Source organism: Dehalobacter sp. DCM, assembly GCF_024972775.1.
Lineage (GTDB): Bacteria > Bacillota > Desulfitobacteriia > Desulfitobacteriales > Syntrophobotulaceae > Dehalobacter.
Genome location: NZ_CP092282.1, coordinates 2,873,062 through 2,889,095, shown reverse-complemented (window position 1 = coordinate 2,889,095; position 16,034 = coordinate 2,873,062). Strand labels below are relative to the sequence as shown.

General features: G+C 45.6%; 10 protein-coding genes. All 10 read left to right on the top strand.

Annotated features, from left to right (window positions below; translation table 11 throughout):
• The first annotated feature begins 3 nt into the window (after nt 1-3).
• The 10 genes from LPY66_RS13335 to LPY66_RS13290 all read left to right on the top strand — a co-directional run bounded on the left by LPY66_RS13335 (nt 4) and on the right by LPY66_RS13290 (nt 15,936).
• Complete coding sequence (locus LPY66_RS13335) at nt 4-702, top strand: zinc ribbon domain-containing protein (RefSeq protein WP_337984819.1); 699 nt, start codon at nt 4-6, stop codon at nt 700-702.
• A gap of 183 nt (nt 703-885) precedes the next feature.
• Nucleotides 886-2,010: a radical SAM protein gene (locus tag LPY66_RS13330; protein ID WP_337984818.1), complete on the top strand. Its 1,125-nt coding sequence runs from the start codon at nt 886-888 to the stop codon at nt 2,008-2,010.
• Between the two features lie 875 nt (nt 2,011-2,885).
• A complete protein-coding gene (locus tag LPY66_RS13325; RefSeq protein WP_337984817.1) occupies nt 2,886-4,358 on the top strand; it encodes a PucR family transcriptional regulator in 1,473 nt (490 codons plus the stop codon).
• A 141-nt stretch (nt 4,359-4,499) separates the two neighbouring features.
• A complete protein-coding gene (locus tag LPY66_RS13320) occupies nt 4,500-5,894 on the top strand; it encodes an aldehyde ferredoxin oxidoreductase N-terminal domain-containing protein (protein WP_337984816.1) in 1,395 nt (464 codons plus the stop codon).
• 257 nt (nt 5,895-6,151) lie between these two features.
• Nucleotides 6,152-8,095: an oxidoreductase gene (locus tag LPY66_RS13315; protein WP_337984815.1), complete on the top strand. Its 1,944-nt coding sequence runs from the start codon at nt 6,152-6,154 to the stop codon at nt 8,093-8,095.
• A 48-nt stretch (nt 8,096-8,143) separates the two neighbouring features.
• Nucleotides 8,144-9,574, top strand: a complete 1,431-nt coding sequence (locus LPY66_RS13310; RefSeq protein ID WP_337984814.1) for an FAD-dependent oxidoreductase — start codon at nt 8,144-8,146, stop codon at nt 9,572-9,574.
• 41 nt (nt 9,575-9,615) lie between these two features.
• On the top strand, nt 9,616-10,488 hold the full coding sequence (locus LPY66_RS13305; protein WP_337984813.1) for an SDR family oxidoreductase: 873 nt from the start codon (nt 9,616-9,618) through the stop codon (nt 10,486-10,488).
• A gap of 134 nt (nt 10,489-10,622) precedes the next feature.
• Nucleotides 10,623-12,047: an FAD-dependent oxidoreductase gene (locus LPY66_RS13300; protein ID WP_337984812.1), complete on the top strand. Its 1,425-nt coding sequence runs from the start codon at nt 10,623-10,625 to the stop codon at nt 12,045-12,047.
• A gap of 106 nt (nt 12,048-12,153) precedes the next feature.
• The gene (locus LPY66_RS13295; RefSeq protein WP_337984811.1) at nt 12,154-13,821 is read left to right on the top strand and encodes an NADH-ubiquinone oxidoreductase-F iron-sulfur binding region domain-containing protein; all 1,668 of its coding nucleotides are present in this window, start codon (nt 12,154-12,156) and stop codon (nt 13,819-13,821) included.
• Nucleotides 13,822-13,824: 3 nt separating this feature from the next.
• Nucleotides 13,825-15,936: an FAD-dependent oxidoreductase gene (locus tag LPY66_RS13290; RefSeq protein WP_337984810.1), complete on the top strand. Its 2,112-nt coding sequence runs from the start codon at nt 13,825-13,827 to the stop codon at nt 15,934-15,936.
• Nucleotides 15,937-16,034 lie beyond the last annotated feature (98 nt).

The window sequence follows — 16,034 nt, the reverse complement described above, 5'->3', positions numbered from 1 at the left end:
TTTATGCGTTGCCCTAAGTGTGGCGAAGAATACGACAATAATGATAGGTTTTGCACGGCGTGCGGCAGTCCGATAGCAGCTGCCGGGCGAGCGGAAGAAAAGATAGGAAGGCAAGAGCCGGAAGGGAGGGGGTTAATCGGCTATTCACCGTTGATTAATGATCCCGCCTTTGCCCGGTATATGAAGAATACTAAAATCTGGTCCCTTGCTTTTGCAGCTGTTTTAGCGGTGGTCGCGATTGGCGGATTCTATATTTACGGTGAAACCAGTGCGGAAATGGATAACCCCGAGGCGCTCTTGATCGGATTGGCTATTGGCGGCATGTTTCTGCTCATTGCTGTTTTCCAGACGATCGGCAGAGCCAGAAGTACGACCTGGGACGGGGTCGTAGTTGACAAAAAGATAGAGAAAAAAAGACGCAAGCGGCATTCCGGTGATGATCATTATTGGCAAAATTATCAATTGTATACGGTAAGCATCAAAAAGGACAACGGAAAAATGCATTTCCTTAGCACGGAGGATGACGATACGGTTTACAATTACTATAAGGTTGGAGACAAGGTGCGCCATCACAAAGGATTAAACAGCATAGAAAAGTATGATAAATCAGGAGATACCATGATATTTTGCAGCGCCTGCGCCAGCTTGAACGACATCAAGGACGATACGTGCTTCCGCTGCTCGTGTCCGCTGTTAAAATAATGCTGCTGCATTTACTTATCACATAACATGACAGTAAAGGAAAAACGTAAACAATGCTGACAAATGTAAATTTGCTGGTAGTCTGAACCGTGACAAGTTGTCACGGTTTAGTTATACTATTTCAGAAGGACATCCTGCCGCCAAGGGAATACTCGGAGTGGTAGGTACAAGGAGTGACATGGTATGAAAATTTCAAAAAAAGATGCGTTGGCTTGGTTTGAGTTCTTTTCAATATTGCCAGAGGATGAGGAAGTTATGGCAAAACAACAAGAAATCATATACGCTACCTTTGCCCAAATTGAGGCTTCGATCGATCATCGAAACGATAGGTTAATGTCTGATATCAAAAATTTAAAAACATTGGCGAATAGAACTTATTTTGTAGGAAATGAAAGCAAATTCCCCCAAGGATGCCGTTCTTGTTTGTTAGGAACGGGATTGAGTGCCATCAGGAAAACGCATAAATGTAACTTAGAGTGTAAGTTCTGCTATCATTATGGCGAACTGGATGATATCTTTCCGGTTGGCGAGGGTATGTGGGAAATCGGCGGCACCAAGTTTTATGAGAAGGATATTGATTTACTCCTATCCATGCAACAGAAGCCCACGGGCATCTCCTACGTTTATTTGGAGCCATTTATGGAAATTGAAAAATACTATCCGGTTATAAAGAAGTTCAGTGAGGCAGGGATTCATCAACATCTTTATACCAATGGCACCTTAGCTACGGAAGAAACATTGAAAGCGTTAGGTGAAGCCGGTCTTGATGAGCTGCGATTCAATCTGGGTGCTTCAAATTGTTCGGACAAAGTCATAAAAAATATGGTAATAGCGAAAAAGTATATTAAACGTGTTGGTATTGAAACGCCGATGACGCCTGAGTTTTTTGCAACTTTTTTCAAGAAGAAACATGCGATTTTAGAGTCAGAACTTGATTTTATTAATTGTGCGGAATTGCATTTAAACCCCAATAACATCGACAATTACGGCGGGGAAAACATGTATATTTGCCGGCATGGCTATATATCTCCAATCTGGAGCAGGGAATTAACTCTGAAATTCATGAAGATAGCCGCAGAAGAAAGCTGGGATTTAGCAGTTCATGACTGCTCAAACTATACGAAATTTGCCAGAGGTCTGAATTTTAGTAACAACGAGAGTAAGTGGGTTGGATCCAGTAATTATACCTGTGAGTTTTCCAGAATACCTTACGACGTATTCTTACCCATTCTGCGTGATGATAATTTCAAATTTCTCAGTGAAGAGGAATTACCTGACGGCTATAAACCAGGAGAGATGATTTTTTAGAACGTATTGTAGGTAATAACGTCATTGAGTAAACTCTTTTTAAATTTTTCTTTAAGATAATAATATTTGCTTTTTTCATTATAAGCGATTGTTAGTCTTTCCGGATTTACCAGAGAGAGCAAATCTTGAAATAGATGTACATCTACGCCATCTACTTCGATTTTGATAAAACGAAGTGACATTTTTGGTCGTCCCACAATCACGGTGGTTCTAGCGCTGCCGCTGCCGCCCCCTCAGCCACCGCCGCCGCATTGAAGATAACTGACCATCACGGAATTATCGCCATTTTTAATCTGTTCCAGAGCCTTGGCTTCAATAGTAATGCCAGGCAATTTACTCATAATCATCTCATCCTCCTAACGGCTATTTTGGCAATTCCTTAAAGTCTATTAATTATTCTTAGTTACATGATTAATGGTCTTTTTCTAAATTATAACCCATTTACTTCTTTATGAGAATATATTTACCTGTGGCTATCAGTAATGAAAACAAGGTGAATTGAATACAGGCACTATGCTTAGTTTTCCCGTGGACGTAGTACGCGGGAATTATTTTTATCGAATGTCTAAATTCACATTTCCGCCACTTAGTAAACGCGTTGCATGGCTATATTGCAAACATATTAAAAAGTTTGACGTGGAAATCAAAACTACTCAATTAGGCTTTTAGATAATTGAATTAATGTACCAAGCGAAAATGCACGTTGAAAATAGTCTTCTGTAGAGAAGTTGACAAAATAAAAGAATGAAAATTGAGTTTATTTTTAATAACAGAAGGTAGAATTAAATCTGCGGAGAAATTCTTCTGATAACCTGTAATTTCTCAAAAAGGTAAACCGTGAAGAAGGGTATTATTTTTAACAAGAAGGGATTTTTATGGAAAAATATTCAGTCATTATTGATTCCTTACAAAAACATAAAATTACTGCCCAGATTATTCACCATAACAACGATTTAATTGAGAACGTGGATTATTTAATAACAAACCAGAACTACTTTGAAAAGGACGTCCTTTATCTGGGAAAAGTATCCGATTATCTTGAAATATCAAAATTGGAGTATCCTATAAACATTTTGCTTGTATGCGATTCCCAATATAACCCTGAATACTACGATTCCGAGAAGGTTAATTGCGTTGTATTAGCTGAATCTCCTCCGCTGGACAGGCTTCGTGAAGAAATCCAGCGTTTTTTACAAAGCCGGAAGGAATTACAATGGCAATCAATGCAGCTCTATGATTGCCTGTCAAACGGCAAAGGGGTGCAGGCACTGGTGAATTTGGCAAGTGAATTGCTTAACAATCCATTAATTATTTTTGATCAAAATCAACGAGTAATAGCCTATTCACAAAATAAACGGACACCGAAACCTTTTTTGGAGGATAAGTCTTCTTTGACAGAAATCCCTGATCGTAATCTGAGCAGGCCAATCAACATCAACGGTGATTCGGTAGGTTGGGTTGTCATGACGGAAAGTAATAAGCTTTCTAACGAAAATACGCTTCAATTACTCAGCGTGCTGAGCAACGTTATTTCTGTTGAACTCCAAAAAGGGAAATATTTCTGGCAGACAAAAGAAGTTGCTGTCGAAAATTTATTCAGGGATTTATTGAATGATAAGTTGCAATGTGATGAACTAGTAAAAGAACGGCTGAAGTTCATCGATCTATCTCTCGAAAATCATATCTTTGTTATGGTAGCCAAGTACATTATTGATAATCCGGACAATACCCCTCTGCCCTATATCAGGGAGCTGTTGAATTCAAAAATCAACAGGGCCAAATGCGCAATTTATGATAATAAAATTGTTATGATTTTAACCCGCGCGAATAAATCCCTTTTTGCTGATGACGAATTGCAGAAATTAAATACATTGTTCGAAGAAAATCACATGTTGGCTGGTGTAAGCCGTGATTTTACAGATATTATGCAAATTAAGAATTACTATTCCCAGTCGTGTAAAGCGATTGAACTGGGACAGCGTTTGGATATTATACATAAAGTTTATTTTTATAACGATTATGCGGAATTTCATTTGATTGAAATGGCTGCTAAACACGAAAATATCTTGGAAATCTGCAATCCGCTGCTGCTGAAATTAATGGAAGAAGATCGGCGTAATCAGGGTGAAATGCTCAAAACACTCTATGTTTATCTCCAAACGGGAAACAATCTTACAGAATCTTCTATCATTCTTCACATCCATCGCAATACGATGATTTATCGCCTAAAAAAGATTGAGGAATTTTTGGATGAAACGATCGATGATCCGAAAGTGGCCTTTATTATTAATCTTTCCATGAAGATCCTTCATCTTCATGAAGGAGCAGAATTTCTTAAATCACCATAAATCTGTAGAAGTTAGATTAATCATTTTGTAAATTCTTATAAAAAACCGCCATATTTTTGAGAGATACTCCTAATTGCTATCTGAATGACGCCGTGTGATACTTATTTATAGGTAATAAGTAGCAAAAAGGGTGCGTTCATTTTGATCGAAAACGGCTACACGGGTGAATTACTGACAATAGACCTTTCATCAAGGATTGTCACCAAGTTGCGCACTTCTGTTTATACTGATCGTTTCCTGGGGGGACGGGGAGTCGGAGCTAAGTTGTACTGGGATTTGACTCCCCCCGGAACTAATTCCTTTGACCCTAAAAATTGCTTAGTATTTATTACTGGACCGGTCACCGGATTTACCGGACTTTCCGGCTGTCGCTGGCAGATTTGCGGGAAATCGCCGCATATCGGTTCCGGTTTTTTCTCCTATGCCAACGTGGGCGGAAGTTGGGGGGCTTGGTTAAAATATGCCGGTTATGACGGACTTGTCGTCAGTGGCAGAGCCGACCGCCCTGTTTACCTTTATCTTGATGATCAGGGGAAAATAGAAATCAGGGATGCCGCACATTTATGGGGAAAAACGAATTTAGAGGCCCAGGAGTTATTACACGCCGAAGTCGGAAAAGAAGCCAGAATATTTAGCATTGGTCCGGCAGGGGAAAACCAGGTCTATTACGCCACCGCTATGACTTCGGATTATTCCTTGGCCGGCGGTGGCCTGGTTAGTGAGATGGGATCGAAGCAACTAAAAGCGATTGTGATTAAAGCCACAGAGAAAAGAAAGCCCGTGGCAGCCCGCCCGGATGAATTAAAGCTGTTGGCTAAACGCGCTTATGATTTAAAAGAAAAGAATTGGGATCCGTACCCTGAATTCGAAGCAAACGGACATCCGACACTGTGTTATGGCTGTATTGGCGGGCCTGGTTTCTGTAACCGGAGAACCTATATGGCCGAGTCTGGTAAGACTTTTCGAAATTTTTGTCAGGCGGCAGTTGTCTATGTTGATTATGCCCTGCAGTATTCTCCAACGGGTGCAGCCCAAGCCTACCATCTGGCAACCCAGTTGTGTGATAATTACGGGCTGGATACTATGGCTCTGGCGCCACTCTTGGCTTGGCTCAAACTATGTTATCGCGAAGGAATATTAAGCGAGTCTGAAACAGGACTCCCTCTTTCTAAAATCGGCAGTATTGAATTTATCACGACTCTCGTTCAGAAAATATCTTACCGGCAAGGTTTTGGGGATATTCTGGCCGATGGATTAATAAGGACGGCGCAATGTGTTGGCAAAGGTTCTGAAAGCTTATTTGGGCCCTGTGGTTTACTGACTCGGGATGGTGAAGAGGCTACGATCCAAATCAATATCTATGATGCGGATGGGTATGATGTCAGCACCGGTATCCCAGCAATGGCTATCACTGGCGATGGTTCTCTGCCGCTCGTCGGCAAAGAAACGCCACTGGAATTCTCTGAAAAATTTTTACTCGGTTACAAACGCCCGAGTCACGGGTATCACGTCAGATGGGGTTACGTATGTAGATAGAGAAGGAACGGTTCATTTCATTAATGCCGGCAGCGTTATTCTCGCCGTCGGTTCCACGGCTCTCGACGAGAAAGCGCTAGAGTTTGCACGCTGTGGACTGGAGCTGTTCCTGGTCGGCGATTGCTTAAAACCCGGCAATGTACAAAAGCTTATGCGCAGTGCCTTCGGGATCGCTTCCCAGATCTGAGTCTCTTGTTTATTCTCAAAGCATTCAGCATAAAGCTGTAAATATTAAAAATATGGAGTGGTGAACGAATATGAGTCTAAAGTATTCCCATCTTTTGGAGCCGGTCAAAATTGGTAACCACGTTTTTAAAAACCATATGATTTGTTCTGCAAGCGAGCCTTTATTCATTCAAGGCAATGAACCTTATCCCTCGGAGCAGCTTATCCTTCACTATGCAAATATTGCTAAAAACGGTGCAGCCCTTGTCACGTGTTGCGGCGCCAAAGATCCCCATTTCAGACGCGCCCCCAAGCAAAGGTTTGGGCCGGTTTTCGATTTAGATTCAACCTGGTCGAATTATATCAGCCATATGGCAGACAGCATTCATTTTTATAATTCAAAGGCCACCATGCGGCTCTGTATTGATGACGCCGATGGGTACGATGTCAGCGAGGGTATCCCGTCTTTTGCTATTGCCGGCGATGGGTCTCAATCGACTGTCGGCAAGGAAACGCCCTTGGATATGCTGGAAGCATACATTGATGATCTTGTTGAGCAAGCCCTTATTTTCAAAGAGCACGGGTTTGACGGCGTCTATCTCCATATGGCCTATAAAATTACTGTTCTTGGGCGATTTCTCTCGCCACTCACCAATATCCGGACTGACAAATACGGCGGCAGCTTTGAAAACCGGATCAAATATCCATTAGAAGTCTGCTCCCGTATCAAAGAAGCATGCGGTAGGGATTTCCTCATCGAAGTCTCTATCTCAGGCTATGATATGGAACCCGGCGGTTGGACTCTGGACGATTCCATTAAATTTGCCAAAGCTGCTGAGGGCCTGATTGATTTGATGGATATCCGGTGTGCGAATATTGACGAGCAGAGTGCCACGAATTTTCAAGAACCCACTCCTTATCTTTACCTGGCGGAAGCCATTAAAAAATCCAATCCCAAGGTTGCCATTGTAACGCTTGGGGGGTATGGTAACCTGGATGTGATGGAAGACGCCATTGCCTCAGGGAAAACCGATTTCATTGCGATGGCCAGAACCTGGATCGCTAACCCCGAATATGGCAAGTTAGCCTATGAAGGTCGGAATGAGGATGTTGTCCCTTGTCTCCGTTGCAATAAATGTCATAAGGCAGGCGTTAATGTCCCTTGGACGCCAGTCTGTTCGGTGAATCCGCTTCACGGTATTGCCCATCGCTACAAGAACATGATCGATCCTCCCACCAAAAAGAAAAAGGTTGCAATCTTAGGCGGAGGGCCTGCCGGTATGGAAGCGGCATTAGTCTGCCAGTCCCGTGGACATGATGTAACCTTGTTTGAGAAAAGCGGGGAACTGGGTGGACAATTGACTTTTGCCAAATATGTTTCGTTTAAATGGACTTTGCTTGATTTTATGAATTATTTAATTAATCAGGTCGGCAAAGCAGGGATTAAGGTCAAATTGAATACAGAAGCTACGCCGGAAATGATCAGCGGAGGGGATTATGATGCCATCCTGGCTGCTCTCGGTTCCGTTCCAGTCATTCCGTCCATACCGGGGGCCAACTTAAACCACGTGATTTCTGCTTTTGAAGTTTATGGCCGGGAAGATTCACTGGCTGAAGAAATTGTCGTTGTCGGCGGGGGCAAGGTCGGCGTTGAAACCGGTATGCATTTAGCAGAAAAAGGCCACAAGGTTACCGTTGTCGAAATGCTGAGCGAATTGGCGGGTGATGCGGCGCCGGTTCATTACCGCACGGTAATGGAGCGTGCCTGGAATTCGTTAGAAAAGTTTCACGCTGTTACCCAGGCTCGAGTTACCCAAATTACTCCCGAAGGGGTGGTCTATCTGGATAAGGAGGGAGCAGAACAGAGCCTTAACGCCGGTAATGTCATCCTTTCTGTTGGTTCTAAACCGCTCAACGAGAAGGCTCTCGAGTTTACTCGCTGTGGCGCGCAGTTATTCCTGATCGGTGACTGCAACAATCCCGGCAATGTACAAAAACTTATGCGCAACGCATTCGCAATGGCTTCTCAGATCTGATTCCTATCAAAAGTTATAAGTTAAGAGCTTTAGAAAAGGAGGAGAATAATGGGAAATAATATAACAACAGATATCATTGTGGTTGGTTCCGGGGCGACAGGTCTGGTGGCGGCTCTGACCGCTGCCGAAAACGGCGCGAAAGTAATGATTTTTGAAAAACAGCGTTCGCCGGGAGGGACTTCCAATTTCTTCGGAGGGACATTTGCCGTAGAGAGCGAGTTTCAGCGTAAAAGGGGAATTACTTACAGCCGGGACGACGCCTTTAAAAACATTATGGGGTTCAATCATTGGAAGGGAAACGCCCGTTTAGTCCGTGCCATTGTGGATGAATCCAGTAAAACGATTATCTGGCTTCAGCAGCAGGGGATTGAATTTGTTGATATGGAGAGCACCACCTATCATGCCATTAAAGGGCACGGTGCCAATCTTGTCAGAATCCTTACTCAGAATGCCAAAGATAAAGGGATTGAACTGAAGCTGGGAACACCAGTCAAAGAGCTCCTCAGAGAAGGAGACCGCATTGCCGGCATCGTCTATGAGCAGGACGGTGAGGAAGTTGAAGTGGCGGCCAAAGCGGTTATTATTGCCACCGGTGGCTACGCCAATAATAAAGAGTGGATCAAGAAATATACGGGATTAGATTTAGGAGTTAATGTGACCGTCATCGGCAATGTCGACAAGATGGGAGAAGGTATTCGCATGGCATGGGAAGCGGGTGCTGCTCCGGAAGGTATGGGACTACTGGAACTGACCACCTGGGGTTTTAACGGGCCTGATGCCGTTTATAAAGAGCTCGGCGCAGCAGCTTCCCAGCCTGACTTATGGGTTAATCCGAAGGGAGAACGCTTCTGCGACGAATCGATCGTATTTTTCCCCAGTGACATTGGAAATGCTAGTGCGAGAATTAAAGAAGGCTTCAGTTACAGATTATTCGATAATACCATCAAGGAAAGACTGGAGACATGGGGTGTTGACCATCCCGTATATGTGGATTGCCCCATCGGAACCCGCCTTTTGAATATGGATAAAGAGTTTAAAGCGGCTGCTGAAAACGGAAGCACCGAAGTATTTGAGGCCGATTCCATCGAAGAACTGGCGGTAAAGATGGGAATTGAACCGGCAGTCTTAAAGGCGACAGTGGAAGAATACAACCACTTCTGCGCCCAGGGGCATGATGATCTTTTTGTTAAGGATCGAAAATATCTCCGACCGCTGCTCGGCCCAAAATACTATGCGGTGCTTGCCCGTACGGTCTTTTTGGGGACCATTGGCGGCATCAAAGTCAACCATAATTTTGAAGCGGTGGATAAGAATGATAACCCGGTACCTGGGCTATATGCGGGAGGCTTTGATGCAGCCGGTTTGAACGGGGATACCTATTGCATTACTGCCGGCCCTGGTCTTTGTTCAGCCACTGCCATGAATTCCGGCCGCATAGCGGGGCGGAATGCTGCGAAGTATGTGACGGAGATTATATAAAGGGACGATTATTATAAAGAATAGCAAAGGAATGATAACCATTGGGTAAGATTTTAATTACAGGTGCAACAGGCCAACTCGGGAGACTAGTCGTGAAGCATTTGCTGGATAGCGGGATTACAGCACAGAACGTTGTGGCAATGGTCCGCAATGAAGAAAAAGCAGCGGAACTTATAAAGTTAGGTTTGGAAATCCGTATGGGGAACTATGACCATAGCGATACGTTGCGTGCTGCTTTTCAAGATATTGATAAACTGTTGTTTATTTCAAGTTCTTCTCCAGACGGTTCGCACCGTATTATCCAACATGCATCCGTTGCCAAAGCAGCCAGGGATGCTGGAGTTGGACATGTTGTTTACACCAGCTTAGGATTTGCCGATAAGGTAGCATTAGGCATAGAAAACGTTCACCTGGCTACTGAATTTGCGGTTAAAGAAACACATATTCCTTACACAATCCTCCGAAATGCATTTTACATTGACACGTTATTGGATCCATTTATTCCAGATGCGGTTGCTTCCGGGGTTATTGTCAGCGCAGCCAAGGGCAGTAAAATGAATTTTGCTGCGCGGAATGACTTTGCTCTGGCAGCAGCAAAGGTTCTGACAACGGATGGACACCAAAATAAGGTATACGAGCTGTCCAATCCAAACCCGTATTCGTTTGATGAGTTTGCTGCTATTATCTCCGAAGTATCACACAAGGAAGTTAAGCATATCGAGCTTACGCCAGAACAAGCTAAGGAGCACATGCTCAAACAGGGAGTTTCAGAAGGGTGGGCAGGCTTCTATACACAAATGTGGAAGGCCTTTGAATTAGGTTACTTTAGTCTCGCATCGAATGATCTTATCAATCTAATTGGTAATAAATTGACATCGGTCAAAGAAGAAGTACAAAAAGTGCTAAATGGGTGAGTTGCATATTTTTTTCTCCTCTCCAGGTGGAAATATGCGAGTTCTCAAGAAATCTAAGTTGTTCATCCCTTGACTATTCAAATCTCAGAGTATGAAAATTCCTCATATTGTAGTATTTTTTAAGGAGAAACTGTATGGAAAACAAATTTGAGACGGATGTCGTTGTTATCGGTTCCGGAGCAACAGGTCTGGCTGCAGCACTTACGGCTGCCGAAGGCGGTGCCAGGGTTATGATATTTGAAAAACAGCGCTCGCCGGGCGGCACCTCCAATTTCTTCGGAGGTTCGTTTGCTGTCGAAAGTGAACTCCAGCGCAAGAAAGGCATCACGTACAGCAAGGATGAGGCTTTCAGAAACATTATGCAGTTCAATCACTGGCGCGGGAATCCGCGTTTGGTCCGGGCCATCGTCGAGGAGTCATCTAAAACCATTGTTTGGCTGCAGCAGCAGGGCATCGAATTTACAGATGTAGACTATACCTATCATGTCATTAAGGGCCATGGGGCAGCCTTAGTTAAGAAACTTGTCACGAATGCCAAGGAGAAAGGCGTTGAACTGAGGTTAGGGGCTTCTGTCAGTGAAATACTCAAAGACGGAAACGCCGTTTCCGGTGTTGTGGTAGAACAAGACGGGGAAGAATTTGAAGTCGCCGCAAAGGCCGTCGTCGTCGCCAGCGGCGGCTATGCGAACAATAAGGAATGGATAAAGAAATACTGCGGTTACGATCTGGGCAAAAATATAACGGTGATCGGCAATGTCGATAAAATGGGAGACGGGATCCGGATGGCCTGGGAGGCGGGAGCCGCCAAGGAAAGCCTGGGACTGCTGGAATTGAACTCGTCCGGTTCGGACGGGCCGGACTTCACGACGATTGGCTCGCTTGCAATTGCGGGTGCACAGCCTGATTTATGGGTCGACCCGCGCGGACAACGTTTCTGTGACGAAACTGTCGTATTCTGGGATAGTAACGTTGGCAATGCTAACGCCAGAATAGCGGAAGGGTTCAGCTACAGGCTTTTTGATGATTCCATTAAAGAAAGCCTCCAGACCAGGGGTATCGATAAGGGTGTTGGATTTGACTACCCGCCGGGCACTCGGCTCCTAGAGATTGATAAAGAACTGGCAGTTTTTCTGGAAAACGGTAGCGAGGACGTGTTTATGGCTGACTCAATTGAAGAGCTCGCTGTAAAAATAAACGTCGATCCGGCTGTACTGACGGCTACCGTCGCTGAATATAACAGCTTCTGCGCCAAGAAACATGATGATCTTTTTGTCAAGGAGCCCAAATACCTCCGGCCTTTGCTCGGGCCCAAGTATTATGCTGTGATTAGCAGAACTGTCTTTTTAGGTACCCTTGGCGGCATCAAGATCAACCATAATATGGAGGCGGTGGACAAATATGAGAAGCCAGTCCCCGGTCTTTATGCCGGAGGCTACGATGCGGATTGTATGCATGGGGATACGTATAGTATCAATGTAGGGCCGGGTCTTTGTTCGGCTTTTGCCCTGAATTCAGGGCGGATAGCGGGACAGAGTGCTTTGAAGTACTTGGGAAAATAAAGTTTAATACAAGCTTTCCACCAGTTTTATAGGGTTATTTTAAAATAAGGCAAGTATGTGACGAATGTACTTGCCTAATAAATAAGAAATATAAAGAGGAGCAGCCATGAACGAAAAACAATTACGCGCCCTGGCTGAATCCGAGTGCGCCTATCTTAATGATGATAACGTAATAAAGATTCGGGTAGCGGCGCAAGAAGATAATGCTATGGCCAGAACCTGCTTAACTCTTCTCGCCGATTGGGCAAAAAAAGGCAGCATAACAAAGATCATTTGTACGGGTTCCTTTGGTTACTATGATTTGGAGCCAATGGTGATCATTGAAAAGCCTGGTATAGCTCCTATTATTTATGCCTGCGTTACGAAAGAAGTCATCGATCAGCTTATCCGAGATTACCTGGAGGGGGATAACCCAAGACCCGATCTGGCGTATTGTACCCTCGGCAGTGAAGGTGTCCAGGGTATATCTTCTGAAGCTGAATTACAGTTATTCCAGCTGCAGAAACGGATAGTTCTGCGCCATTGCGGGATGGTGGATCCGGAAAACGTAAGTGAGTATATCGCAGGATGCGAGGGGTATAGCGGACTGGTGAAAGCGCTGCAAATGTCTCCGGCAGATATCCTTGAAGAGATTGGGCGATCCAACCTAAGAGAACGGACGGGACTCGGATGTCCGACAGCGGCCCAGTGGACACGTTTTCTGGAAGAGAAGGCGAGTGAAAAGGTCGTCATCTGTAATACGCTAGATAACGATCTCCACGCACGGACTGCCCGGCTGCTCTTGGCAGGAGATCCGCATTCCGTACTGGAAGGCTTGTTGATCGCTGCGTATACTGTCGGTGCGTCTCAGTGTCTTGTCACGATCCCGGCAGGGTTTGATAGAATTAAAAACCTACTGATGACGGCGTTAGCCCAAATGAAAGAATACGGTCTTCTGGGTGAAAATATTTTCGATACCGGATTCAGCTGCGATATCGAAATCAAAGAGGTTCCCGGATCAATGCTCGCAGGAGAAGAAACAGCACTGCTCCGTTATCTGGAAGGCAAACAAGCCATACCCTTCGTTCAAACAAAAGAATATCAACCGGAACTTCATGGAAAACCCGTGCTAATCAACCATGCAGAGACTTTAGCAAATATGGGTGCCATTCTTCAAAAGGGCGCAGCATGGTTCACGGGATTCGGAACTGCGGACAGTGCAGGAACGAAGATTATCACGCTAACGGGTGACGTCGTTCACCCCTATACCGTGGAAGTACCTATGGGTACCCCCCTTGAAACGATGATTCACAAAATAGGAGGCACCCTTGGCAGCTCTGCCATCATAGCAGTGCAGTTCGGGGGACCGACGGGCACTTATTTGGATGCTGAGGAATTCAAGCTGCCAATCACCTATCAAACGCTTCGGTTTATCGGTTCCGTGATGGGCTTCGGTATGCTTGAGGTCGTAGCGGATTGCCGCTGTGCTGTTGAAATGACCGCGCAGTTAATGGCGTTCCTCCATAGCCAGTCCTGCGGAAAGTGCGTTTTCTGTCGGGAGGGAACGCTTCATATAGCGGATATATTGAAAGATATCACACAGGGCGAGGGTACTGCTCAGGATTTGGAACTGATTCAGGAGTTGGGTGAAAAAATGAGGACCGGCTCTATCTGCAGCTTCGGACAAAGCGCAGCCAATCCCGTTCTCAGTAGTCTGAAACTCTTTGGGTCTGAGTTTGATTTCCATATAAGACAAAAAAAATGCCCACACCGGCGGAATGGCAAGGAGGTATAGGCTTTGGAGACGATCAAAGTGACGATCGATGGTCGAGAGATGGAAACGACAATAGGGAAGAGCGTCCTCGAAGCTTCCCTCGAAGGCGGAATATATATTCCTCATCTCTGCCATTATGCGGAACTTTCCCCAATTGGAGCTTGTCGGCTCTGTGTTGTAGAAATAGAAGGCCAGTCAGGTCTGCAAACGTCCTGTATGACCCCGGCTGCTGACGGTATGGTTATCAGAACGAAAAGTGAAGAAATAGACGCGTCCCGACGTCTGGCTATGGAGCTCATGCTTTCCGGGCATCAGTCGGACTGTGGGACCTGTGTTAAATATCTTAATTGTGAACTGCAGTCGTTGAAGCAATATCTCGTAGACGACTCGTTACGGGTTAAGAGACGCTCACGACTCTTTGCCGGTACAAGTCGGAACCCGCTTTTCTCTCACGATCCGAATAAGTGTATCCTCTGCGGCCGCTGTGTACGGGCTTGTCATGAACTTCGCGGCGTCGGGGTTCTCTTCTACAAGAAAAAGGGAGAGGAAACTTACATTGGAATTGGAAGTGCCGAAGATATTTCCCTCGCCGACGCAGGCTGCCGTTTCTGCGGGGCCTGTGCCGAAGTTTGTCCGACAGGTGCAATCATGGACAAAGAAGAGTTCGCCAAAGGAAAAAGCCGGAAAGCAGCCCTTCTCCCCTGCATGAATGCCTGTCCGGCGGAAATCGATATACCAAGGTATATTCGTTTTATTCGCGAGAACAATTACCCAGCCGCAAATGCCGTCATCCGGGAAAAGGTACCCTTTCCACAGGTTCTCGGCTACGTCTGTAACCATCCCTGCGAGACAGTCTGCCGAAGGGGAGAAGTCAATCAGCCGATTGCAATTTGCAGTCTGAAGCGCTATGCCGCGGAGCATGACGAGGAAAGACTATGGGAGAGCAAGGTCAATATGAAACCGGCAACGGAGAAGAAGGTTGCAATCATTGGCTCTGGCCCGGCCGGTCTAACCGCCGGTTACTATTTATCAATCCAGGGGCATTCCGTAACTGTCTTTGAAGCGCTGCCGCTTCCCGGGGGCATGCTCCGCTATGGGATTCCCGAGTACCGTCTGCCGCGAGCGGTGCTTGACCATGAAATCAACGACATCGAGCAGATGGGGGTTGAGATCAGGACAAACTCCCGTGTCGCGTCCATCGATGCGCTCCTTGAAGAAGGCTATGACGCCATACTTGTTGCCGTTGGTGCTCACCGGGGCGTGAAACTGAGAATTCCTGGAGCCAATGGCGATGAAGTTATGGTCGGCACAGATTTTCTCAGAGCCGTTAATTCCGGAGAAACGATTGAACTGGGGAAAAGAGTCCTTGTGCTCGGGGGCGGCAATGTTGCTTTTGACTGCGCTCGCGTTGCCCGGAGACTGGGCGCAGAAGAGGTGATGCTGGCGTGCCTCGAATCCAAAGATACCATGCCGGCATCTTCGGATGAGATTAAACAAGAAGAAGAAGAGGGCATTCAAATTTATCCCGCCAGGACCTTTACGAAGATTGTCAGAGAGGATGGAAAAGTAAGGGGTGTCGAAGTCCTTCACGTTAAATCGTTCTCCTTTAATGACGATAAGAAACTGGAAATTGAAACATTAGATAATTCCCAGCATTTACTTGAAGCCGACACGGTCATTTTTGCAGTAGGCCAGAGACCGGAGATACCGGAGGGATTCGAGCTGGATAAGACTGAGAACGGACTGCTAGAGGTTGATCCGATTACCCTGGTGACGAACAGGGATGAAATCTTTGCCGCCGCGGATGCCGTAACGGGAACCGACTCGGTGATAAAAGCCATCGCATCTGCCCGAAAAGCCGTTATTGCCATTGACAAATTTTTGGGGGGCCGCGGGAAAATTGAGGAAAGGCTTGCCCCAATCACCCAACCGGAGAAGTACCTCGGGTCGGGAACAGGTTTTGCAGCATTACCCAGAATGGAAGACAAATGCGTGCTCCCTGGAGAGAGAACGAAGAGTTTTTGCCCCGTGACGGAGGGTCTGGATGACGAAGGGGCTGAGCAAGAAGCACAACGTTGTCTCCAGTGTGATCTTCGACTGAGAATGACCCCTGTAAAATTCTGGGGTAGCTATTAATCCGGAGTAAAAAATCTTAACTATCTAAACTATCTAAATCTATCTGCCCTAATGACCGACCCTAATGATATTGAAGTAAGATACCGGGAGGAGTGTTA

What these genes read in the sequence shown, in the direction of transcription:
- LPY66_RS13335 (WP_337984819.1), top strand. Translation starts at nt 4, where the DNA reads ATGCGTTGCCCTAAGTGTGGCGAAGAATACGACAATAATGATAGGTTT.
- LPY66_RS13330 (WP_337984818.1), top strand. Translation starts at nt 886, where the DNA reads ATGAAAATTTCAAAAAAAGATGCGTTGGCTTGGTTTGAGTTCTTTTCA.
- LPY66_RS13325 (WP_337984817.1), top strand. Translation starts at nt 2,886, where the DNA reads ATGGAAAAATATTCAGTCATTATTGATTCCTTACAAAAACATAAAATT.
- LPY66_RS13315 (WP_337984815.1), top strand. Translation starts at nt 6,152, where the DNA reads ATGAGTCTAAAGTATTCCCATCTTTTGGAGCCGGTCAAAATTGGTAAC.
- LPY66_RS13310 (WP_337984814.1), top strand. Translation starts at nt 8,144, where the DNA reads ATGGGAAATAATATAACAACAGATATCATTGTGGTTGGTTCCGGGGCG.
- LPY66_RS13300 (WP_337984812.1), top strand. Translation starts at nt 10,623, where the DNA reads ATGGAAAACAAATTTGAGACGGATGTCGTTGTTATCGGTTCCGGAGCA.
- LPY66_RS13295 (WP_337984811.1), top strand. Translation starts at nt 12,154, where the DNA reads ATGAACGAAAAACAATTACGCGCCCTGGCTGAATCCGAGTGCGCCTAT.